Raw genomic sequence first — 22,625 nt, 5'->3', positions numbered from 1 at the left:
TCTTCGCGCTTTTGTTTCTTTCCATAAATTATACCACTCGACGTGATTTTTTACAAGCAATTCGACCTTTCTTTGGCAAATTTGCCAAAAGGCATTCCATTTTCTCCTGCTTTTGCACTCAATACCCTAACTTTTTGCAACGGAGCCGACCGCCGCTGGTGCAGTGCCACCATCTCGACATTTCCCCCGATCTGCGCTATACTTATTATATATCTGCATTTTACCCGTTCTTTGCACAAAGAGCGGTATTTTCTTTGATTTCCGAAAGTGAGGTATCACTTCATGCCGTCTTCCCCCCGCACCGCATCCGACGCCGCCGAGCTGGAGCGCAGCAGGCTCCAGTTCGAGAAAATGACCCAGACCCCCGTGCCGAAGCTCATTCTCGGCCTCGCGGCCCCCACCATCCTGAGTATGCTCATCACCAGCATCTACAATCTGGCCGACACCTTCTTTGTGGGCCAGCTGTCCACCAGCGCGTCGGGCGCGGTGGGCGTCGTGTCGAGCCTGATGGCCATCATTCAGGCCCTCGGCTTCATGCTGGGCCACGGCGCGGGCGGCATCATCAGCCGCAGCCTCGGCAGTCAGGACACCCATGCGGCCACAAAGTTCGCCTCCACCAGCTTCTTCACGGCGCTGACCTTCGGCGCAGTGCTGACCGTTCTCGGTCTCGCTGCCCTGCCCGACTTCATAATGCTGCTGGGCAGCACCGACACCATCCTGCCCCACGCCTGCGCCTACGCGCGGCCCATCCTCATCGCGGCCCCGCTCATGATGTCGAGCCTCGTGATGAACAACATCCTCCGCTACGAGGGCAAGGCCAGCTTCGCCATGATCGGCCTCGTCACCGGCGGTGTGCTCAACATCGTGCTGGACCCCGTCTTCATCTTCGGCCTCGGCATGGGGACCGGCGGCGCAGGCACGGCCACCGCCCTGAGCCAGAGCATCAGCTTCTGCATCCTGCTTTCCATGTTCCTGCGAGGCAAGACCGTCAGCCGATTCCGCATCACCCAGGTCACCCGCAGCGCCCGGGACTTCGGGCAGATCTTCTTCAACGGTGCGCCCAGCTTCGGCCGTCAGGGCCTGAACAGCATCGGCAGCATGCTGCTGAACGTCGCCGCCCGCAACTACGGCGACGCTGCCGTGGCCGGCATGAGCATCGTGTCCCGCATCTTCCAGTTCGTGCTGTCGGTGGCTATCGGCGTCGGACAGGGCCTGCAGCCTGTAGCGGCCTTCAACTACGGCGCCCGCCGCTTTGCTCGGGTGCGGAAAGCGGCCATTTTCACCATCTCGACGGCTTTCGTCTTTATGGCGGTGCTCAACTCCCTCTGCTGGTTCAACGCCGAGCCCCTCATCCGCCTCTTCCGCGATGACCCCGAGGTCACCGCCGTGGCTCTGCCCGCCCTGCGGTATCAGTGCGTCGCCATGTTCTTACAGCCCGTCATCATCGTGACGAATATGATGTTCCAGTCCATCGGCAAGTCGGGCCGGGCCACCTTCCTCGCCTGCTGCCGTCAGGGCGTCTGCTTCATCCCGCTCATCCTCACCCTGCCCCGCATCTGGGGCCTGAGCGGCATTGAGCTGTGCCAGCCCATCGCCGATGGCCTCACCTTCTGCATCTCGGTGCCTTTCCTGCTGCCCTTCCTGAAGGAATTGAAGGAACAGGGAGACGAAGAATAAGCTTGTCATAAAACTGTAACCAGGCTCGGCCACATTTTTGCAATGAAATGTCCGGGTCTTTCGTATATACTATAGATGGGAACGTCAAATTCTGGGAGACTGTGAGGTGTTTCTATGAAGACCACTCTGCTTCGACTCAGCCGCCGCGCCGCCTGCCTCGTGCTGGCGGGCGGGCTGCTGACGAGCTGTTCGCTGCTGCCTGCGGCGTCGCCCCGGCACGAGGGGACGGCGGCATCGCAGGCTCCGCAGTATTACAGCGACGCATGGCTCAGCGACGACTCGCTCCACTACGTCTACTCTTACGTCGGGAACGGCGGCGGCACCATCCTCCGGGGCGGCAGGGTGCTCTACAAAGCCAGCAGCTCCGACAGCATCCAGCTGCTGAAGGACACCCTCACCGGCGAGACGGGCCACTATCTCGTGGCCCACTCCACTCCCGGCACAGAGGAGCGCACTTCCACCCTTTACGACGCCGACGGCAATGCCGTCATGACCTTTCCCTATGCGGTGAACGCCACCCTCTCGGGCGGGCTGCTCATCCTGCGGGACGACGCTGACGTCTGGGCCTTCGAGAACGGCACCACCGGCGGCACTCGGGTGTACGACCTCGCCACAGGCGCCCAGCTTCCCGTACCCGAAACAGCGCTCGACTGTCTTGTGGTGGACGAGGGCGGCCAGCGCCTCATCTTCAACTGCTACGACCTGCCCGAGGGCCTTACTTACGCCTACGACGACCCCGACCAGCCGCTCCACCAGTACGTCCTCATCACCGACCGGGAGGGCAATGTGCTGATGCGGGAGGACGGCTGCACAGCCAGCTCCCTCGCATCGTATCGCGGCGGCTTTGCCGACTGGCTCGATTTGAGCTGGTTCCGCGGCTCAGACTGGGGCATCGCCCGCGAAGCCCTCTACAACGTCACCACCGGCGAACTGCTCACCGGCGAAGAGGACAGCGCCGTCTCGGCCTGCGGCGTGGGCGTCGCCTGCCTCCAGAGCCGTCAGGACAGCCGCTCCGTCCTCTACGATCTGAACGGCAGCGAGGCCGTGGAGCTGGGCCGCTTCGACTGGGCCGTAAACACTTACACCCCCGGCTGCGTCGTCCTCTCCGGCAGCGATGACCCGGACAGCCCCTACACCCTCATCGACCTCGCCAGCGGCGAGAGCATCGGCGTCCAGCGAAGAGACACGGACTACCGCTCCGGCAACGTCGCTGTGCTGACGACGGACAACATCCTCAAGGTCTACGACGGCACCACCGGCGCGCTGCTGACCGACGTGGAGGCAGCGCCCGTAGAAGAAGCACAGTACATCAGCGTGACGGCCCTGCCCGACGGCTACGCCCTGCTGCAGTACGACGACGAAAACTACAACACCATCGCCATCCAGACCTACGGCGGAGAGGGTCTGCTCTGGTCGTCCGCCGGTGAGGCCCAGCAGTACACCTACGCTTCCTACCTCACCAGCACCGCCAGCGGCCCTCTGCTCACAGCCTGCCGGGACAACCGTGACGGCAGCAGCCTCTACGATGTGCTGGACATGGAGGGCAATCTGCTTCTCCGCCGCCTCGGCAGCTGTTACAGCCCGGACGACCTGCCCGACGACTGCTTTATCGCGCGGCAGGGCTTCGACTACGGCCTGATGGACTCCACCGGCCAGTGGCTCTACCGCGAAAGCATCTTCTCCTCCCCCAGCGACGACGCTGGCGGGGGCTACCTGTACTGACACGGAGGATTTTGATATGAAAGAGATGATCTCCCGCCGCAGCTTCCTGCACGTGATGGGCCTCGGCTTCGGGGCGGCGATGCTCACCGCCTGCAAGACCGGCACTACGGACTCCCCCGCCGACTCTCCGGCAGCGTCCGTCCCCGACCCGGACACGCCCGTCCCCTTCCTGACCGAGGACGAGTTCCCCCGCCTCGACGGCTCCACGGCCTGTATCCCCCTGATGGCCCAGATGAAGGCTGATGTCACCGGCATGGACCTTCTCGAGGCCCAGACCAGCATCACCGTCAGCACCACGGCCTATGCGTGGGAGACCTTCGGCCTCTGGTCCCGCAGCGACAGCGAGGACTACGGCGCACAGCTGCTCATCGTCTACGAGGCCCCCGAGTACGTCAAGGAAGAGCTGGCCGAGGCCGACGCAAAGCTCGAACAGAAAGCCATTGGCCGGGACGCGCTGGTGTTCATCGTCAACGAAGAGAATCCCGTCCAGAGCCTGACCCAGCAGCAGCTGCGGGATATTTATGCGGGCCGCATCACCAGCTGGAAGGATGTGGGCGGCGCGGACTCCCCCATCGTGGCGTTCCAGCGGGGCGTGGACTCGGGCAGTCAGACCCTCTTCAAAAAGCTGCTCATCGACAAGGGCGACGGCCAGCTGATGGCCGCGCCCACCGAGCTTGCCCCCGCCGACATGGGCGGCCTCGTGGACAGCATCGCCGAGTACAACAACTCTGCCAACGCCATCGGCTTTTCGGTCTACTACTACATCGACCAGATGTACTCGAAGCCTGGCCTCCGCCTGCTGGCCGTGGATGGCGTGACCCCCGGCAATGACACCATCGCCGATGAGAGCTACCCGCTCTGCAACGAGTTCTACGCAGTCGTCCACGCGGACGCCGCCCCCGACAGCCCCCAGCGGAAGGTCTACGACTGGCTGGACACCGACGAGGGACGCAGGTGCATCGAGAAGGCGGGGTATGTAGCAGTGGATTAAACCTCTCCGTCATCGCTGCGCGATGCCACCTCCCCTACCGAGGGGAGGCCTTGGCATTTCGTGAAGCTTCGCCTCTTCGCCAGAGGCTCCCCTACCAGGGGCAACGGCGACGACCGCCGCCAGCGGCGGAAACAGGGAGTCGCCGTTGGGGCCGCGGCCAGCAGGATGCAAGCGGCAGCGCAGCAGACGCTGGGAGCCGCAACCCGGCCTTGTCTGCGAAGCAGACTGAGAGGTTGTACAAAGGACAGCCTGCCAATTATACAAAAGCGTCCTCGGGATTTTTTCCGAGGACGCTTGCTTTTTATTACACCACCAAACACCACAGCGGCGTCGTGATGAGCGACAGCACCGTGGAGATGGCCGTACACTTGCTGGCGAAGGTGGAGTCTGCTCCGTACTTCTCGGCGAGGATGGTGGTGGTGCCGCCCATCGGCATACCGGCCAGAACGACGGCCACGCCGGTGGCCAGCTGGCCCACATGGGCCGCACGGCATCCCACCAGCACCACCAGCGGCATCAGGAAGAGCCGGATGATGCAGTAGATGATTGCGTCCTTGTCCAGCAGCGGGTGAAGGTCGCGGCTGCCGATGATGGCCCCGATGAGGAACATCGACATGGTCATGTTGCAGCTGCTGGTACACTGGACGGCCTTGCCGAGGAAGGTGGGCAGCTGCCACTGGGTCAGCATGATGACCATGCCCACGAACACCGACGCGATGCAGGGGTGGGTGATGGTCTTGCGGAGCACTGCGAGGCGGTGCTTTTTCTTTTCCTCGGGCGTGGCGGGGGCGGCGTCCTGCATGAAGTAGGACACCCCCACCGACCACATCACGATGCGCTGGGGGATGAGGTAGAACGACGTCAGCAGCAGCCCCACCCCGCCGAAGAGTCCCTCCGCCAGCGGGCTTCCGAGGAAGCCCGCGTTGGAGCAGACCGTGCCGTACTGCATGACGGCCTTCCGCGCGAAGGGGTAGCGGTTGTAGCACACCGCGCAGACGACGCCGTAGAGCACCTGCAATAAAATCGACAGGATGAGGATGTCCCGGGTGCTGCGGAAAATTTCCGCGTTGAACTCGATGCGGAACGACTGGATGATGTTTGCAGGCAGGATGATGAAGAGCAGCAGGTCGGTCAGACAGGCGCGGCCCTGGTCGGTGATGAGCTTTTTCTTTGCCAGAAAAACGCCGATGGCCAGCAGAAGCATCATCTGCGCCTGCAGGTCCAGCATGGTGGAAAATTCGGGCATGGTATCCCCTTTCATTTGGACGTTCTTTGCTTAGCTGAACCAATTATAATCGCGTGATGAGCTGATTTCAATACCCGCACCCCGCCGGGCGGCATGATTTTTCTGCATACCTTGCAGAAAAAGAGGCCAAGACCCATTCTGTCAGGTCTTGGCCTCTTTCCTGTTTCCTTTATAGGCCGAACAAATCGGCGTGTGTGCCGGTACGGTACAAATACAACTCCGTATCTGTCTGGTAATAGATCAGCAGCCAATCAGATTTTCAACCGGCCCGTTGTAGGTATGACCACCGCCGTTGTCCAGTTCTTCAAAGGCTTCCAGCGTGTCGGCATTCGGTGTTTCACTTTCATCCGGAATAGCAGCCCCCTGCAAGTAGGCAATAATATACGGCAGCTTGTTTTCCGGCACTTGGTCAATCAAGCTCTTCGCCAATTCTCTTGTACTCATAACACACCCATCCTTTCGTGTAAAGTTTCAGGCTTATAAGTATTATAGCACTTTTTTCTTTATTGAACAGTCCTGCGTACCTTTTCCCAAAAAGCAAAAGCCCCACGACACACGCCGCTTTTCAGCGGTATATCGTAGGACTTTTTGGAGCTGGTGACAGGAGTTGAACCTGCAACCCACTGATTACAAATCAGTTGCGCTGCCATTGCGCCACACCAGCGAGTATCGTTTGCACAGGGTACTTTAGTAGAATACCAGAAACCTCCCCGCTTGTCAATATCTTTGTCTGCCCCCCGGCCCCGCTGTCGGCCCATGCAGCGCTGTCGTCAGGGCGTTTCAAGACATCCGCGAGGCGATTCACGCACAAAAAACGGCGATTCACGCAGATTTGTTCACATTATGGCCGGAATGTGGTAGAATAAATCAGATTCAACATTTATGCTTCTTCCACAAGCTCCTGCCGCTTTGTTGGGAGCTTCTGTGCAAAACTCACACTTTTCAGAGGAGGTTTCTACTATGATCTCTTATCGCAAGCTCGCAATGCGCGTTCTGGGGCATCCGCTGCGGGTGCCGACACCCCCCCCCGGCCCACGTCCCACCGGGTGACGGCGCTGGCGCTGACAGCCGCAATGGTGGCCGGCATGGCCGCACCGGCGTATGCGGATGTCTATTACATAGGCGATGGTAACATCACCATCACCAAAGACGAAAGCGGCACCTATGTCAAGCACTCGGGAAATGATACTGCTACAAAGGACAACGACGGCAAGATCGTCATCAAGGGCGGCAAGCGCTCAGAGGATACCCCCGCCCCCGGCGGCGGCTCTTCTGAAGGCACCACCCCCGCAAAGTCTCCCGCCAAATCCATGTCGGCCACGCCCCCATCAGAAGACAGCGAAAACAATGACATGGTCTACCTCGGCGACACCAAGGGCAGCGGCGAGGAAAACAAGAACCAGACCAACAACAACACCACCACCGGCGGCGAGGAAAACAAGAACCAGCCCAGCAGCACCACCGGCGGCGAGGAAAACAAGAACCAGCCCAACAACACCACCGGCAACGAGGAAAACGAGAACCAAACCGGCGGCACCACCGGCGGCGAGGAAAACGAGAATCAGACCGGCGGCACCACCGGCGGCGAGGAAAACGAGAACCAGCCCAGCGGCACCACCGGCGGCGAGGAAAACGAGAACCAGCCCAGCGGCACCACCGGCAACGAGGAAAACGAGAACCAGACCGGCGACAGCCCTGTGCTGGGAAGCCAGCTCACGTACACCGGCGCATCCCTCAATGTCGCCGACGCCAATGACGACGAAGAGACCCGGGACGAATCGACCACGGTCTTGAAGCGTGCTGCGGAAAACTTCAAGAACACAGCCGAAAACGTCACCAACTACGTCATCAAAATCATCAACAAAGCCACAGGCAATGACAACACCCTCAACGTGACGCTGGAGAATGTCAACATCGATGTCAGCCGCGAGTACAAGGACGCCGCCCTCAGCGTCGAGGGCGAGGGCAACACGAAAATCACGCTCGTGGGCAGAAATACTCTCACCAGCGGCAACTACCATGCCGGCCTCGAGCACAACGAAAAGAGCGATGGTGGCAAGGACACCGGCACACTGACCATCACATCCGGAAATACCGATGGCAACAACACCGGCAGCCTGACTGCCACAGGCGCCGGTTGCGCTGCTGGCATCGGCAGCGTCTGGAACACCGGCAACTATAGCGACAGTGGCGCCGGCGACATTGAGATAACAGGCGGCGACATCACCGCCATCGGCGCCTCCGATGGTGCCGGCATCGGCAGCGGTTGCAAAGCTACCGGCAAAACCAATATCACCATCAGCGGCACTGCCAAAATCGAGGCGCAGACCGAGCAGGGCGGCGCCGGCATCGGCAGCGGCGCGAACTCCTCCGGCACTACCACCGTCAACATCACCAGCGGCACCGTAAAAGCCCAGGGCGGCGACTATGGTGCCGGCATCGGCGGCGGTGACAACAGCAGAAATACCAATATCACCATCTCTGGCGGCACCATCGAGGAGGCCGTGGGTGGCAGCACCGGCGACGGCATCGGCGGCGGCAACAATAGCAGTAATATTACCGTCACGATTCAGGGCGGCACCATCAAAAAAGCGCAGGGCGGCAAAGGCAACTTTTACGCCGGCCACGGCATCCACAGCGACAGCACCCTGAACATCTCCGGCGGCACCATCGAAAACGCGCAGGGCGGCAACGGCAAATATTACGGCGGCCACGGCATCTACAGCGACAGCACCCTGAACATCTCCGGCAAGGCCTTCATCCAGAACGCCAAGGGCGGCGACGGCGGCACCGAAGGCGGCAGCGGCATCCGCAGCGACAGCACCCTGGACATCTCCGATCAGGCCTCCATCCAGAAAGCCACCGGCGGCGAAAGCCAATCTACCGGCGGCAGCGGCATCTACAACCACGGCAAGCTCACCATCTCCGGCGGCACCATCGGAACCGCACAGGGCGGCGAAGGCAAGAGCAGCGGCAGCGGCAACGGCGGCCACGGCATCTATAGCAAGACCATGGAGATCCTTGGCGGTATCATCCAAAAAGCCATCGGCGGCAATGCCAACGGGAACACCTGCACCGGCGGTAGCGGCATCCACAGCGACGGTACTCTCACCATCTCCGGCGGCGAGATACAGCAGGCTACCGGCGGCGACAGCACCGGCATCAGTGGCAAAGGCGGCACCGGCATCCGCGGCGATCAAGTTGTGAAAATTTCGGGCGGCGCCATCGGGTCTGCCAAGGGCGGCAGCGGCGACAGCGGCGGCGCGGGCATCGGCACGGGCGCAAAACCCGCCTTCGCTACCGAGATCAACATCTCCGGCGGCACCATCACCGAGGCCACCGGCGGCGCAGGCATCGGCAGCGGCTCGAACTCCTCCACGGCTACCACCATCAACATCATCGGCGGCACCATTAAAAATGCCACGGGTACGGATGGCGGCGCGGGCATCGGCGGCGGCAAAAACTCTTCCGGCGCGGCCAATGTCAACATCTCCAGCGGCGAGGTCCACGCTTCCACCGGCTCCGGCAATGGCGGCGCAGCTATCGGCGGTGGCAAAAACTCTTCCGGCGAGACCAAGGTCAACATCACTGGCGGCAAGGTCAACGCTTCCACCGGCTACGGCAATGGCGGTGCCGGCATCGGCAGCGGCAAACAGTCTAAGGGCAAAACCAAAATCGACATCTCCGGAGATGCGCTCGTGTCCGCAGGTAGCAGCGGCGGCGCAGCCATCGGTTCGGGCAAATCCTCCACCGGCGAGACGACCATCAACATCCACGATACGACAGCCGGAAAGGGTGTCAAAAGTGCTTTTGCCTACGTCGGTGCCGGCATCGGCAGCGGCGAAAGCGCCAAGGGCGAAACTCACGTCACCATCAGCAACGCGTCTGTGAGCACTCTGGAGTCCTCCAATGCTTCTTACACTAATGCCTCGGGCGCAGGCATCGGCACCGGCTACGGCTCTCAGAGCAACGCCGACATCACGATAGAACGCAACAGTACAGTAAATGCCGTCGGCGGCAGCGGCGCAGCCATCGGCAGCGGCAGTGAAGGAGACTACTCCAGTCCTCCTACAGATACGCCGGACACCTTCAAGACCATTATCCGTATCACCGACAGCAATGTCACAGCCTCCAGCGGCGAAAGTGCAGCCATCGGCAGCGGCAGCTATTCTACCAACGCCACGGAGATCCACATCAACGGCGGCAAAATCGAGGCTTCGAGTTATTCTGGTTCTGCCATCGGCAGCGGCGATAGCGCCAAGGGCAAGACCGGCATCTACATCACCGGCAGCAATGTCACAGCCTCGGCAGACATCGGCACAGGCATTGGTTCCGGTACCAGTTCTTCCGGAGAGACCACCATTGATATTTCCGGCGGCACCATTGAAAAGGCCACAGGCGGCGGCGACGGCTACGACGGCAGCGCGGGCATCGGTTCAGGCAGTCACTCCACCGGCTACACCCACATCACTCTCCACGACGGCGTGACCGTTAAGGCCACCGGCGGCGGTAATTCCTCCCTTGGCGGCGGTGGCGGCGCAGGCATCGGCAGCGGCAATAGAGCCAAGGGCAACACCGACATCCTCATCAAGGGTGCAACAAAAGTTACTGCCAAGGGCGGCTCCACCGCTGCGGGCATCGGCAGCGGCAACGGCAGCAACGGCAGCACCATCATCAACATCGAGGGCGGCACTATCACGGCTGAGGGCGGCGGCAAAGAGAACGGGTCCTGCCAGGCTTCCGGTGCCGGCATCGGCTCCGGCGGCAACGCCCTTAATAAGACCACCATCAACATCAAGGGCGGCGAAATCACGGCCACGGGCGGCGTCAGCCTTGACTCTCGCAATCACTCCGACAAGTGGCTCAGCGGCGCAGGCATCGGCTCCGGCTCCAACGTCTCCGGCGAGACCGAGATCAATATCTCCGGCGACAGCACCATCAAGAGCGCTTCGGGCGGCAAATACGGCGGCGCAGGCATCGGCAGCGGCAGCTACAGTGGCAGCAAAGACGACAGCAAGAAGGGCGCTGTCACCATCAACATCACCGGCGGCACCATCACCGAGGCCACGGGCGGCAGCGAGTATGTGCCCAGCTCTAAGCGCTGGTATAGCGGCGCGGGCATCGGCGCAGGCCTGAATGCCGGCACCACCACCATCAACATCAAGGACAACGCCCATATCGTCAGCGCCACGGGCGGCAAATACGGCGGCGCAGGCATCGGCAGCGGCAGCGGTGACACCAAAAACGACAGCAAGAAGGGCGCTGTCACCATCAACATCACCGACGGCACCATTGAAAAGGCCGAGGGCAAGGACGGCGGCGCCGGCATCGGTTCGGGCTATTACGGTCGCTCTTCCACGGTCAACATCTCCGGTAACGCCGAACTCAAAGACGTCAAGGGTGGCAATCTCGCTGCCGGCATCGGCTCAGGCTATGACTCCGGCAAGGTGGACGTCGTGATCGACGGCGGCACCATCAAAGCAACGGGCGGCGATTCCGCTGCCGGCATCGGCTCGGGCCATAATAGCCGCAGCAGCGTGATTATCAAGAGCGGCACGGTCAACGCCACCGGCAACGGCACCGGTGCCGGCATCGGCGGCAGCGACAACAACAACTCCAGCAGTATCACGATAACCGGCGGCACCATCATCGCCAACGGCACCGGCGAAGCCCCTGCCATCGGCGGCGGCAGCGTCTCCATCAGCAATGCCGACGCCCCGCTGGACATCACCGCAACCGCCCCCGACGCCGCCAATGCCATCCAAAGCAACGACGGCAAGACGCTGGACAAGGTCATCAGCCTCATGGAAAACGGCAGGTCGGGCCTCGTGAAGCTCGTAAAGAGCGGCACCACCAGCATCTCGCGGATCTTCCACAACGGTGTCTACGCGGACAGCCATTCCACTTCTCACTCCCCCGACCGCGTAACGCCCGAGATGAGTGAGGCAGAAAAGGCCAAGTACGGCGACATCGCTTCTGTCCACAACTGGAAAGTCAGCGACCGTCAGGAGCCGAACTGCGGCAAGGACGGCTACATCGAATACACCTGCATGGTGGACCACTGCGGCACCACGTTCCGTCACACTCTCCCCGCCACCGGCCAGCACACCTGGAACGAGGGTGTCGTCACGAAGGAGCCCACCTGCACTGAGCTGGGCGTGCGCACCTTCACCTGTACCGTCTGCCACAATACCCGGACTGAGGACATTGAGGCCCCCGGCCACGAGTACGGCGAGTGGGTCATTGACCGGGACGCTACCTGTGTCAAGGAAGGCTCCAAACACCGTGATTGCATCCGCAGCGACGCTACCCAGACCGAGAGCATCCCCGCCACCGGCCAGCATCAGTGGAAACTCCTCTCCACGACAGCGGCTACCTGCGGCCAGGACGGCACCGTCACCTACAAGTGCGCGGTCTGCGGCGATACGAAGACCGAAACGCTCAACGCCACCGGCCAGCACAGCTACGGCGCGGGCGTCGTGACCAAGGCCGCGACCTGCGCCGAGCCGGGCATCATGACCTATACCTGCGTCGTCTGCGGCGCTCCCAAGACCGAGAGCATCCCGGTGGATAAGAGCACCCACAAGTGGGATGCAGGCGTCGTCACGAAGGAGCCCACCTGCACTGCCGACGGCGTGCGGACCTTCACCTGTTCCGTCTGCGGCGATACCCGGACTGAGGCCATCAAGGCCCTCGGCCACGAGTACGGCGAGTGGGTCATCGACCGGGATGCTACCTGTGTCGAGGAAGGCTCCAAGCACCGTGATTGCATCCGCGGCGACGATACCCAGACTGAGGTCATCCCCGTCAGCAAGACCCACACCTTCGGCGAATGGGTCATCACCAAAGAGCCCACCTGCACCGAGAAGGGCGAGCGCCAGCGCAGCTGCACCATCAGCGGCTGTGTCGTCACTGAGACGGAGGAGCTGCCCGCCCTCGGCCATCAGTGGAGCGACTGGACGCCTGTCAAAGGCGACAGCAGCCGCGAGTACCGCATCTGCGAGGTCTGCAATGAGGTGGAGTACCGCGATGTCTCCCACAACAGCGACAGCAGCATCTCCACCGGTCTGCGTGTCCTCGACCCGGCTCAGGCCAATATCATCCAGAACGTCCAGCTGGTCCAGCTGAGCCAGATCAACCATACTCTCTACATTCATGTCGCTCAGGAGACGGCGTCCCTGCAGGGCGACCTTTCCGATTTGACCGACCTCCGCTCTGAGCGCATCGAGACCGTTGTCTTCTCCACTGAAAGCTGCACTTCTACCCTCTCCCTCTCCGATGTTGCAGCCCTCGGTGCGGGCAGCACACCTTTCACCCTCAGCCACAGCGGCTCCACCGCCACCTTCACCGTGGGCGGCGCAGACCACACCGCACTGCTGAGGTAAGCAGATCACCATCCTCCATTCCTTCCACATAACGACCAAGGCCCCCGCAGTTCTGTTCCAAACTGCGAGGGCCTTGGCGTTTTATTATGATAAAATCTTACTTCAGCTCCCGCTGTACGGCAGCGAAGTCCTCGAGGGTCAGGGCCTCGGGGCGGATGCGGGCGTCGAAGCCCGCCGCCTCGATGGCCGCGATGACCTTATCTTTCGGCAGGCCGAGGCCGCTGGCGATGGCGTTGGCGGCGGTCTTACGGCGCTGGCCGAAAGCGGCACGGATGAGGGCGAAGTAGCCGTCCTCGTCCTCCACCTGTACGGCGGGAGTGGGGCGGATGTCCATCCGCACAACGGCGCTGGTGACCTTCGGGGCCGGGTAGAAGCTGCCCGGCGCGGCGGTGAACATCAGCTTTGAGGTGGCGTAGTAGCTCACGGCACAGCTGATGGCGCTGGACGCCCGGGTGCCGGGGGCAGCGGCCAGACGGTCGGCGGCCTCCTTCTGCACCATGACGGTGAGGTTCTGGATGGGCAGGCGGTCGCCCAGCAGCTTCATGACGATGGGGCTGGTGATGTAGTAGGGCAGGTTGGCGCAGACAGCCACCGGCATCCCGGGGAACTCCTCCTCGATGAGGGCGCGGAGGTCTACTTTCAGAACATCCTGCAATACCAGCTTGAAGTTCTCCACGCCCGCCATGGTCTCGGCCAGCAGGGGCGGCAGGCGCTCGTCCACCTCGATGGACACCACCTTGGCGGCGCGCTGGGCCAGCTCTTTGGTCAGCACGCCGATGCCGGGGCCGATCTCCAGCACGCCCCAGCTCTTATCGACGCCGCTGGCGTCCACGATCTTGGGCGGCAGGCCGGGATTGATGATGAAGTTCTGTCCAAAGCCCTTGGAGAGCGCGAAATCGTATTTTTCGCACAGGGTGCGGATAACGGAGAGGTCGGTCAGCTCCGGCATAGTGGTTTTCCTTTCTGTTTCTTGCTAAAACAGCAAAACCTCTCCGTCACGCCTGCAGCGTGCCACTGCCCGGGTTGCGGCTCCCAGCGTCTGCTTCGCTGTCGCTCACATCCTGCTGGCCGCGGCCCCAACAGCGACTCCCTGTTTCCGCCACTGGCAGCGGTCGTCGCCGTTGCTCCTATCGAGGGGAGGCCTTGGCATTCCGCAAAGCTTACTCTCTTCGCCAGAGGCTCCCCTCGGTAGGGGAGTTGTCTGCGAAGCAGACTGAGAGGTTGAGCTATTTACACGACTAAAGTTATTTTCAAGAAGTGTTTACTGCGCACTTGCAGCCTCCTGCTCCCCTTCTGCACCGGCCTCGGAGGAAGCCTCTGCCTCCCCTGCGGCCTCGCTGGAAGCGGTGCTCTCGGCTGCAGCCTCTTCGGAGGCCGCAGCCGAGTCGGCGGCGATGTCAGCGTCGTTCACGCCGCCCACGGTGGTGACGCCGGTGAGCTGCTGTGCGGTGCTGACGGCGCGCTGTATCTGCGGGTCCGTGTCGAGGGTGTAGTCATAGTAGCTGGCCTGCTCGTCGGCAGTCAGCGGGCGCTCCACGTCCACGGTCAGGCCGGTGCCGTCGAAGCAGGAGCCGTCGCCGCAAATGAGCTTTGCCACCGTGACCACGACAGCGCTGCCGTCCGAGAGGCGCTGGGGGCTGCTCTGGATGGTGCCTTTGCCCATCGTGGTGCTGCCCACGAGGCGGGTGCCGCACAGGGTGCGCAGGCTGGACGCAAAGAGTTCTGCCGCACTGGCGGTGTTCTCGTTCACGAGGCAGACGGTGGGCTGGCTGATGACCGAGTCGCCGGTGCTGCTGCCCAGCAGGGTACGGTTGCCTGCCTTATCCTCAGCGTAGGCCAGCACGCCTTCCGGCGCGACGAGTTCGATGCAGCTGATGGCGTCATCAAGGATGCCGCCGCCGTTGTCGCGCAGGTCGAAGATGAAGCTCTGGGCGCCGCTGGCGGTCAGGCTGCGGAGCGCAAAGTCCAGCTCACTGGGGGTGGAGTTGTCGAACTGCCAGATCTTGATATAGCCCACATTGCCCTGCACCAGCGCGGAATCGACGCTGTTGGCCGTAAAGCCGGAGTGGGTCAGATCGGCGGTGTGCTGGGCGTTCTCGCTGTCCAGCCAGCCTACATTGACGCTCGTGCCGCTCTCGCCCCGGAGTTTGTTCTGGACAGCCTCCACGCTGCCCAGACTTTTGATGTCTGCGCCGTCGATGGTGGTGATGTAATCGCCCCGCTGGAGGCCGGCCTCCTTGGCAGGAGACTCGTCATACACTTTGATGACCTTGGCGTAGCCGGACTGGTCGATGGCCAGCTCCACGCCGATGCCCATCAGCTTGCCGCTCTGGGCGTTGAGCAGGTCGGTGTAGGCCGAGGCGGTGTAGTAGCGGGCGTACTTGTCGCCGGTACCCAGCAGATAACCGGCAGTCAGACGGTCGTACAGCACGGTCTCGTCGATGTCGTAGTAGTCGTTGGCGCGCACGTAGCGGTCTACCTCGGCCACCTTGTTGTACATGCTCTCCTTTTCCTTCACGCTGGTGACGGTGTGGTCAAACAGCCGCATCGCCATCAGCATCGTGATGGAAAAAGTGACCGTCATTGCCAGAATGACGATGGTCACGGTCATCCCTACGGAAATTTTGCGGTTCATTCAGTGTCCTCCCCAGTTCAGACCAAAAACATCAGGATGACACTGCCCAGCACCGACAGCAGGAACACTCCTGCCAGAATCAGACAGCCCACCCGAAGGATACGCTTGCGTTTTTGCTCGTTCATTTCGCCTTGTGGCCTCCTTTGACCCCTCGACTTCAATTACAGTTGTGTTATCTTATCGGAATATAACCGCGGGGGTTGACCGCATTGGCCTTGGAGCCGCCCTTCCACACCTCGAGATGGAGGTGGTTGCCGGTAGAGTTGCCGGTGGAGCCCACATAGCCGATGAGGTCGCCCTGGTTGACATACTTGCCCGCCGACGTTGCCACCGAGCGCATATGGCCGTAGAGGGTGGAGTAGGCGTTGCCGTCTGTCATTTTGCCGTGATAGATGATGACATAGTTGCCGTAGCCGCCGCTGGACCAGCCGGCCACCTGCACATAGCCGCTGGCGGCTGCGTAGATGGGCGTGCCTGCGGGGGCGGCAAAGTCGGTGCCGGCGTGGAGTTTGTTGACGCCGGAGACCGGGTTTTTGCGCCAGCCGTACTCGCTGGAGATGCGGGTATAGCTCTTGAGCGGGCAGATAAAGCCGCTGAAGCTCAGCTGGGGCTTGCTGGCCGCTGCCGCTGCGATGAGCTTCTGGATCTCCTTCTTGACGGCCTCGTAGTTCATCTCGTCCGACTCGATGGCCGCCTGGGCGTTCTTCTGGGCCTGCTGGGCCTCAGCGGCGCTCAGACGGGCCTCCTTGACGCTGTTGTTGAGCTCGTTCTGCTTGGACTGCATCTGCTTGTTCTGGGCGTCCAGCTCAGCCTTTTTGTTCTGCAGCTGGGTGCGCTCCTCCACGAGCTGGGTGCGGTCGGCCACGAGGGCTTCCTTCGCAGCCTTCATGTTGTCGAGTATCTCGGTATCCTTCACCGAAATGTCCTGCATGACCTCATTGAAGGTCAGAAGCTCGTACAGATCGTTCACGGACCGGAGCATGGCGACGCTGCCGCCATCCCGCAGCTCCTGCATCGCGGCCATATGGCTCTTGAAATCGTCCCACTGGTCGGCGATCTCCTGCTCTTTCCGGGCGATCTCATTCTGCTTGGCGGTGATCTCCTGCTCTTTGACGCCGATGTTGTTCTGCACCTCGGAGATCTGGCTCTTGAGGACGCTGATCTGGCTCTGGAGCACCGAGACTTTTTCCTTCAGCTCAGACTCGAGGGCCTTGGCAGCAGCTTCCTTCTTTTTGGCGTCGTTCAGCTCCGTCTTATGCTGCTTGATGGACGCAGAGATCTTGTCCAGCTTGTTCTGCAGCGAGCTCATGCTGGTGGCCGCACTGGCCGGATAGACCGTCACGCTCAGCACGAGGCAGGCGGCGGCCAGAAAGGCGCAAGCGGCGCGCATCATGGCCGAATGGCCCGACGGCTTTGCGTGGCGGGGCGGATGGTGCAGGACAAAGCCTGCGGAATGCTTGTCGTGGTACACAGTAGGCCCTCCTTACACGTTCAGGTGCTTGCGGATGGAGAACATACTGCCCAGACCGCCCACCAGAGCGCCGCTCGCGAGGCTGTAGGTCAGGATGGTGGGCCAGACATTTTCCAGCGGCACCAGAGCCGTACCCATGAGCATCTGCCACAGGCCGCCCAGCGTGGGCGACAGCTGAACAATGTAGGCATAGCCGCCGATGGTGGCAGCTGCCGTCAGGATGCCGGAGAGCAGGCCCATGGTCAGGCCCTCGATGACGAAAGGCAGAGTGACGAGGGCGTTGGTAGCGCCGACATACTTCATGATCTCGATTTCACGGCGGCGGGCAAAGACGCTCAGCCGGATGGTAGTACCCACCGTGATGATGCTGACAGCCATCAGCACCAGCACCACACCGCGCCCGACCTTGGTGACGGCCTGCTGGATCTCCACGAAGGTCTTGGTCATCTCGATGGGAGCCGTGACGCTGTAGACGCCGCTGATGTTCTCGAACTGCTTGCTGATAGTCTCCATCTGGTTCAGATCAGACAGGGAGACGCGGTAATTAGCCTTGAAAGGGTTGTCGTTCTCGAACTCGTTCAGCAGGGCGGCATAGTCGGACATATACCCCTTGTACTGGTTGAGGACGTCTTCTTTGGACATATACTGCACCCGGCTCACACCTGCGGTGCCGCTGAGGGCATTGCCCACAGACTGGATGGTGGCGTCATCGGCCTCGGGGTCCACGTAGACCACCATCTCGTTCTGGCTGCCCAGATAACTCACCATGCTGTCCACATTGACTTCAATGAGGCTGGCGAAGATGTTCAGGGTCATGCAGACGCTGAGGGAGGCGATGCAGGCGATGGTCATGGCCCAGTGCTTGCCGAGGTTGCGCACGCCGCGCCGGGTGAGGAACCCAAACGTAGAGATTTTCATGCGTGTACCTCCTCGCCGAAGCTGGCCGGAACATCGGAGATGATGCGGCCCTGCTTCAGGGTGATGGTGCGGCGGTTGAAGCGGCGCACCAGTTCATGCTCGTGGGTGACGACAAGCACCGTGATGCCCATCTCGCTGACGCGTTCCAGCAGTTCCATCATCTCAAGGCTCATCTCGGGGTCGATGTTGCCGGTGGGCTCGTCCGCAATGACGAGGCGGGGGCTGTGGGCCAGAGCGCGGGCCACGGCCACGCGCTGCTGCTCACCGCCGGAGAGGAACTCGGGGTAGACCTTTGCCTTATCTTCCAGATGCACCAGCTCCAGCATGTAGTTGACGCGCTCTTTGATGTCTTTTTTGCCGATGTTGGTGACATGCATGGCAAACGCCACATTCTCGTAGACCGTCATGGTGGGGATGAGGCGGAAATCCTGGAAGATGATGCCCATCTGGCGGCGAAGGAAAGGCACTTTGCCCCGGCGCAGCCGGGCGACGTCCTTGCCGTCCACCATGACGCGGCCCTCGGTGGGCAGCTCTTCGCGGAGGATGAGCTTGAGCAGAGTGGACTTGCCGGCGCCGGAGTGGCCCACCAGAAAGACGAACTCGCCGTCGTCTACATGGAAGTCGATGTCCTCCAGAGCGGGAGTATCACTCCGTTTGTATATCTTGGTGACATGTTCAAAATCTATCATGAGTATCTTGCTCCTGAAAAGTTATTTGGCACAGAAGTTCCAGACCATTACAAAAGAAACCGGCCAGCATCGGGGTCGAGCGGCCGGTTTCGGCGTCCGCAGCCGGAGCGGCTGAGACGAAATATCAATATTTGGCCGGGTTGTTGGACAGGTACTTCTTGACCATGAGCGCTACCTTGAACACGATAGCGTCGTCGAACTCACGCAGATCCAGACCGGTCAGCTTTTTGATCTTTTCCAGACGATACACCAGCGTGTTGCGGTGGACGAACAGGCCGCGGCTGGTCTCGGAGACGTTCAGGTTGTTCTCGAAGAAGCGCTGGATGGTGAACAGGGTCTCCTGGTCCAGGCTCTCGATGCTGCCCTGCTTGAACACTTCGCGCAGGAACATCTCGCAGACCGTGGTGGGCAGCTGGTAAATAAGACGTGCGATGCCCAGATTGTCGTAGCGGATGATCTGCTTCTCGGTGTCGAACACCTTGCTGACCTCCATGGCGATCTGTGCTTCCTTAAAGGAAGTAGCCAGGTCCTTCACGTTGGCGATGGGGGTGCCGATGCCCACGACAGCCTTGATGTAATGCTCGCCGGACAGGGTGTCCACGATGCTGGCGGCCAGCTTCTCCATATCGGTGCGGTCGATGCCCTTGCGGATTTCCTTGACCAGGACGGTGTCCGTCTCGCTGATGTTGAAGACGAAGTCCTTCTGCTTGTCGGGGAACAGGCTGCTCACCACGTCGTAAGCGGAAATGTCGCCGCCGCTGGTGACGCGGACGATGAACACCACGCGGGAGACGTCGGTGGCAAAGTGGAGCTCACGGGCCTTGGCGTAGATGTCGCCGGGCAGGATGTTGTCCAGCACCACGTTCTTGATAAAGTTGGCTTTGTCGAACTTCTCGTCGTGATACTGCTTGATGCTTTGCAGGCTGATGGACAGCACAGCGGCAAACTGGCCCGCAGTCTCGTCCGCACCTTCCACAAAAACGGCATAATCGTTATGCTTTGCGCTGGAGAACTGCTGGTAGGTGTAGCCATCCCGCACGAAGCGGTCACCGGCCGTCAGACGCTCTGCCATAAAGCCCTCGCGCACCTCGCCGATCAGATTCAGCTCCGAGCAGGAGATGACAGCGCCGGTCTCATCCACCACGCCGACCACGCGGTCGATCGCGTCCTTCATCTGGTAGATCACGCTCTGAAATACTCTATTGGCCATAAATGGATACCCCTTTTCCTCTCTTGTGCAAACCGCAGGTGGGCGGGATTGTGATTTTTAACAATTTCGCCGCATTACATTTTATATTTTACACAAAAGAATTTACTTTTGCAACATATTTCACCAAAAAAAATTCTTCTTTCTTGTTGAAATTATCTTTCGGGGTCATTTTCGGGCCAAAAAGGGCCTTTCTGCGTGGTTCTGAGAGCTATTTTACCGGTAAAATGTGATACTTTTTTGAAAAACGGGTGAAAAGCAGTCCTTTATCCCGTGGTAATTTTCGCCACCTCGTCAGCTGTCAGCTCCCGCCACTGGCCCGGGGCAAGGCTCTCGTCCAGCGCAAGTCCGCCGATGGCGTCCCGGTGCAGGGCGTTGACGCCCGCACCGTAGACGCCGAACATCCGCTTGATTTGATGATACACGCCCTGCCTGAGCAGGACGCGGACCGTCAGCCCGTCGGGGGTGAGGGCGGACACTTCCGCCGGCGAAAGGGCCGTGCCGTCGGCAAGGGTGACGCCTGAGGCAAAGCCGGCCTTCATCTCTTCTGTCAGCGGGGTGTCGATGACGACGGTGTAGGTCTTGGAGACATGGCGCCTGGGCGCGAGGATGTCGTGGGCAAAGCCGCCGTCGTCCGTCAGCAGGACAAAACCGGTGCTGGTCTTGTCCAGCCGCCCGGCCGGGAACAGCTCCCGCCGGGGATAGGCATCCCCCACCAGATCCACGACCGTCGTGTCCCGCTTGTCGGTGGAGGCGCTGACGACGCCCTCGGGCTTGTTGAGCATAAGGTAGACGAACTGCCGGTAGGCCAGCGCCTTGCCGTCCACCGCCACGGCGTCAGCCTCTTTCAGCTGGGTGTCCCCTTTCTTGCAGACCGCGCCGTTGACCGTGACGCGGCCTTTCGCCAGCAGTGCCTTCGCCTCGCTCCGGGTGCATTGGGCCGTCTCGGCTAAATATTTATCGAGTCTCATGAAAACTCCTTCTGTGTGCAGAAAAGAGGCCGTTGCCTGCGGCAACAGCCTCTTTTCCTGTAAAATCACGTTTAGACGCTCAGGTTTGCGTGCTGTTCCACAGCATCCGGGTTGGCGTCAAAGATGGGCTTGAGGATGTGAGCAATGAACTCCTCCACCTGCTGGGGAGCGCGGCCCACAAAGTTCTCCGGCACAAGGCCCGCCGTGATCTCTTCCTTGGTCAGACCAAAGGCCGGGTCGGCGGCGATGCGGTCCACCATGTCGTTGGGCAGACCTTCTTCCTTGACCTGCTTGCCGGCGGCGATGGCGTGCTGGCGCAGACGCTCGTGGAGCTCCTGACGGTTGCCTCCCTTCTCCACGGCCTGCATCATGATGTTCTCGCTGGCCATGAAGGGCAGCTCGGCCATCAGGCGGCTGCGCACGACCTTCGGGTAGACCACGAGGCCGTCGGTGACGTTGAGCATGATGTTCAGGATGGCGTCGGTGGCGAGGAAGCCCTCAGCCATGGCAACGCGCTTGTTGGCGCTGTCGTCCAGCGTGCGCTCGAACCACTGCGTACCGGTGGTGAAGCTGGGGTTGAGCACATCCACCATCAGGTAGCGGCTCAAAGCGCAGATGCGCTCGCAGCGCATGGGGTTGCGCTTGTAGGGCATGGCGGAGGAACCGATCTGGTTCTTCTCAAACGGCTCTTCCATCTCCTTGAAGTTGGCCAGCAGGCGCAGGTCGGTGGCGAACTTCATGCAGCTCTGGCCGATGCCGGCCAGGGCGTTGAGGATGAAGGCATCCACCTTGCGGCTGTAGGTCTGGCCGGACACCGGGATGACGGCCTCGCTGTCGAAGCCCATCTCCTCAGCGATGGAAGCATCCACGGCGCGGATCTTGTCGGCGTCGCCCTTGAACAGCTCCATAAAGGAAGCCTGGGTGCCGGTGGTACCCTTGACGCCACGCAGCTGCAGGGTAGCCAGACGGTGGTCGATCTCGTTGAGGTCCATCACCAGCTCGTTGGCCCACAGGGTAGCGCGCTTGCCCACGGTGGTGGGCTGGGCGGGCTGGCAGTGGGTGTAGGCCATGCAGGGCATATCCTTATACTCCTCGGCGAACTTTGCCAGCTTTGCCAGCACGCCGATGAGCTTCTTGCGCACCAGCTCGAGGCCCTGACGCATCACGATGATGTCGGTGTTGTCGCCGACATAGCAGCTGGTGGCACCCAGATGGATGATGCCTGCTGCCTTGGGACACTGCTGGCCGTAGGCGTAGACATGGCTCATGACGTCGTGGCGCACCAGCTTCTCCCGCTCGATGGCGACTTCATAGTTGATGTCGTCCACATGAGTTTCCAGCTCGGCCACCATCTCGGGGGTGATATTGGTCAGTCCCTGCTTCATCTCGGCCCGGGCCAGCGCCACCCACAGGCGGCGCCAGGTGCGGAACTTGTTGTCGTCCGAGAAGATGTACTGCATCTCATCGGAGGCATAACGGGTGGAAAAAGGGCTGATATAACGGTCATGCTGAGACATTAGGATGTCCTCCTTGGGTAAGTTTTACGAAACCTCAACCTCTCAGTCTCGCTCCGCTCGACAGCTTCCCTACCGAGGGGAGCCTCTGGCGAAGAGAGAAAGCTTTACGAAATGCCAAAGCCTCCCCTCGTTAGGAGCAACAACGACGACCGCCGCCAGTGGCGGAAACAGGGAGTCGCTGTTGGGGCCGCGGCCA

General features: G+C 61.2%; 15 protein-coding genes and 1 tRNA gene. 4 read left to right on the top strand and 12 right to left on the bottom strand.

The genetic code is table 11. The features are described 5' to 3' along the window. Positions 1 to 282 precede the first annotated feature (282 nt). The 3 genes from AAAU26_RS04555 to AAAU26_RS04545 all read left to right on the top strand — a co-directional run bounded on the left by AAAU26_RS04555 (position 283) and on the right by AAAU26_RS04545 (position 4,390). The gene (locus AAAU26_RS04555) at positions 283 to 1,677 is read left to right on the top strand and encodes an MATE family efflux transporter (RefSeq protein ID WP_227619026.1); all 1,395 of its coding nucleotides are present in this window, start codon (positions 283 to 285) and stop codon (positions 1,675 to 1,677) included. A 114-nt stretch (positions 1,678 to 1,791) separates the two neighbouring features. Further along, positions 1,792 to 3,399 (top strand): DUF5046 domain-containing protein, encoded by a 1,608-nt coding sequence (locus AAAU26_RS04550; protein ID WP_227619025.1) that lies wholly within the window; start codon positions 1,792 to 1,794, stop codon positions 3,397 to 3,399. A gap of 16 nt (positions 3,400 to 3,415) precedes the next feature. Then, a complete protein-coding gene (locus tag AAAU26_RS04545; RefSeq protein ID WP_227619024.1) occupies positions 3,416 to 4,390 on the top strand; it encodes a PstS family phosphate ABC transporter substrate-binding protein in 975 nt (324 codons plus the stop codon). 304 nt (positions 4,391 to 4,694) lie between these two features. On the opposite strand, the gene AAAU26_RS04540 is transcribed toward AAAU26_RS04545, so the two are convergent. The 4 genes from AAAU26_RS04540 to AAAU26_RS04525 all read right to left on the bottom strand — a co-directional run bounded on the left by AAAU26_RS04540 (position 4,695) and on the right by AAAU26_RS04525 (position 6,300). Next, the gene (locus tag AAAU26_RS04540; protein WP_227619023.1) at positions 4,695 to 5,636 is read right to left on the bottom strand and encodes an AEC family transporter; all 942 of its coding nucleotides are present in this window, start codon (positions 5,634 to 5,636) and stop codon (positions 4,695 to 4,697) included. 169 nt (positions 5,637 to 5,805) lie between these two features. Beyond that, positions 5,806 to 5,877 (bottom strand): type II toxin-antitoxin system RelE/ParE family toxin, encoded by a 72-nt coding sequence (locus AAAU26_RS04535; protein WP_320443577.1) that lies wholly within the window; start codon positions 5,875 to 5,877, stop codon positions 5,806 to 5,808. Continuing rightward, complete coding sequence (locus AAAU26_RS04530; RefSeq protein WP_227619022.1) at positions 5,877 to 6,080, bottom strand: hypothetical protein; 204 nt, start codon at positions 6,078 to 6,080, stop codon at positions 5,877 to 5,879. The genes AAAU26_RS04535 and AAAU26_RS04530 overlap by 1 nt, the downstream gene beginning before the upstream one ends. Positions 6,081 to 6,225: 145 nt before the next feature. Beyond that, positions 6,226 to 6,300 (bottom strand) — tRNA-Thr (locus AAAU26_RS04525). A gap of 421 nt (positions 6,301 to 6,721) precedes the next feature. Here AAAU26_RS04525 and AAAU26_RS04520 point away from each other — a divergent pair. Next, positions 6,722 to 13,021, top strand: a complete 6,300-nt coding sequence (locus AAAU26_RS04520) for a beta strand repeat-containing protein (protein ID WP_227619021.1) — start codon at positions 6,722 to 6,724, stop codon at positions 13,019 to 13,021. A 97-nt stretch (positions 13,022 to 13,118) separates the two neighbouring features. Here the strand turns inward: AAAU26_RS04520 and rsmA are convergent, their stop codons facing one another. From rsmA to purB, 8 genes are all read right to left on the bottom strand, one after another. After that, positions 13,119 to 13,970: a 16S rRNA (adenine(1518)-N(6)/adenine(1519)-N(6))-dimethyltransferase RsmA gene (gene rsmA, locus AAAU26_RS04515; protein WP_149794078.1), complete on the bottom strand. Its 852-nt coding sequence runs from the start codon at positions 13,968 to 13,970 to the stop codon at positions 13,119 to 13,121. 312 nt (positions 13,971 to 14,282) lie between these two features. Continuing rightward, positions 14,283 to 15,656: a S41 family peptidase gene (locus AAAU26_RS04510; RefSeq protein ID WP_227619020.1), complete on the bottom strand. Its 1,374-nt coding sequence runs from the start codon at positions 15,654 to 15,656 to the stop codon at positions 14,283 to 14,285. 172 nt (positions 15,657 to 15,828) lie between these two features. Continuing rightward, positions 15,829 to 17,127: a murein hydrolase activator EnvC family protein gene (locus tag AAAU26_RS04505; protein ID WP_227619019.1), complete on the bottom strand. Its 1,299-nt coding sequence runs from the start codon at positions 17,125 to 17,127 to the stop codon at positions 15,829 to 15,831. Positions 17,128 to 17,139: 12 nt separating this feature from the next. Continuing rightward, entirely contained in the window at positions 17,140 to 18,045 is a 906-nt protein-coding gene (locus AAAU26_RS04500) for a permease-like cell division protein FtsX (protein WP_227619018.1), read from the bottom strand. Continuing rightward, on the bottom strand, positions 18,042 to 18,734 hold the full coding sequence (gene ftsE / locus AAAU26_RS04495) for a cell division ATP-binding protein FtsE (protein WP_149794081.1): 693 nt from the start codon (positions 18,732 to 18,734) through the stop codon (positions 18,042 to 18,044). The genes AAAU26_RS04500 and ftsE overlap by 4 nt, the downstream gene beginning before the upstream one ends. Before the next feature lie 124 nt (positions 18,735 to 18,858). Further along, complete coding sequence (locus tag AAAU26_RS04490; RefSeq protein WP_149794082.1) at positions 18,859 to 19,944, bottom strand: PucR family transcriptional regulator; 1,086 nt, start codon at positions 19,942 to 19,944, stop codon at positions 18,859 to 18,861. Positions 19,945 to 20,207: 263 nt separating this feature from the next. Next, the gene (locus AAAU26_RS04485; RefSeq protein ID WP_227619017.1) at positions 20,208 to 20,912 is read right to left on the bottom strand and encodes a pseudouridine synthase; all 705 of its coding nucleotides are present in this window, start codon (positions 20,910 to 20,912) and stop codon (positions 20,208 to 20,210) included. Between the two features lie 71 nt (positions 20,913 to 20,983). Then, complete coding sequence (gene purB / locus AAAU26_RS04480; protein WP_227619016.1) at positions 20,984 to 22,429, bottom strand: adenylosuccinate lyase; 1,446 nt, start codon at positions 22,427 to 22,429, stop codon at positions 20,984 to 20,986. Positions 22,430 to 22,625 lie beyond the last annotated feature (196 nt).

The organism is Faecalibacterium longum (assembly GCF_040094125.1).
GTDB classification, from domain to species: Bacteria; Bacillota; Clostridia; order Oscillospirales; family Ruminococcaceae; genus Faecalibacterium; species Faecalibacterium longum.
The sequence above is the reverse complement of the archived record's forward strand: the minus strand, read 5'-3'. Positions and strand labels throughout refer to the sequence as shown.

Coding starts and splice junctions, on each gene's coding strand:
- AAAU26_RS04540 (WP_227619023.1), bottom strand. CDS start 5,636: ATGCCCGAATTTTCCACCATGCTGGACCTGCAGGCGCAGATGATGCTT.
- AAAU26_RS04530 (WP_227619022.1), bottom strand. CDS start 6,080: ATGAGTACAAGAGAATTGGCGAAGAGCTTGATTGACCAAGTGCCGGAA.
- AAAU26_RS04550 (WP_227619025.1), top strand. CDS start 1,792: ATGAAGACCACTCTGCTTCGACTCAGCCGCCGCGCCGCCTGCCTCGTG.
- AAAU26_RS04490 (WP_149794082.1), bottom strand. CDS start 19,944: ATGGCCAATAGAGTATTTCAGAGCGTGATCTACCAGATGAAGGACGCG.
- AAAU26_RS04555 (WP_227619026.1), top strand. CDS start 283: ATGCCGTCTTCCCCCCGCACCGCATCCGACGCCGCCGAGCTGGAGCGC.
- ftsE (WP_149794081.1), bottom strand. CDS start 18,734: ATGATAGATTTTGAACATGTCACCAAGATATACAAACGGAGTGATACT.
- AAAU26_RS04545 (WP_227619024.1), top strand. CDS start 3,416: ATGAAAGAGATGATCTCCCGCCGCAGCTTCCTGCACGTGATGGGCCTC.
- AAAU26_RS04520 (WP_227619021.1), top strand. CDS start 6,722: ATGGCCGCACCGGCGTATGCGGATGTCTATTACATAGGCGATGGTAAC.
- AAAU26_RS04510 (WP_227619020.1), bottom strand. CDS start 15,656: ATGAACCGCAAAATTTCCGTAGGGATGACCGTGACCATCGTCATTCTG.
- purB (WP_227619016.1), bottom strand. CDS start 22,429: ATGTCTCAGCATGACCGTTATATCAGCCCTTTTTCCACCCGTTATGCC.
- AAAU26_RS04485 (WP_227619017.1), bottom strand. CDS start 20,912: ATGAGACTCGATAAATATTTAGCCGAGACGGCCCAATGCACCCGGAGC.
- AAAU26_RS04500 (WP_227619018.1), bottom strand. CDS start 18,045: ATGAAAATCTCTACGTTTGGGTTCCTCACCCGGCGCGGCGTGCGCAAC.
- rsmA (WP_149794078.1), bottom strand. CDS start 13,970: ATGCCGGAGCTGACCGACCTCTCCGTTATCCGCACCCTGTGCGAAAAA.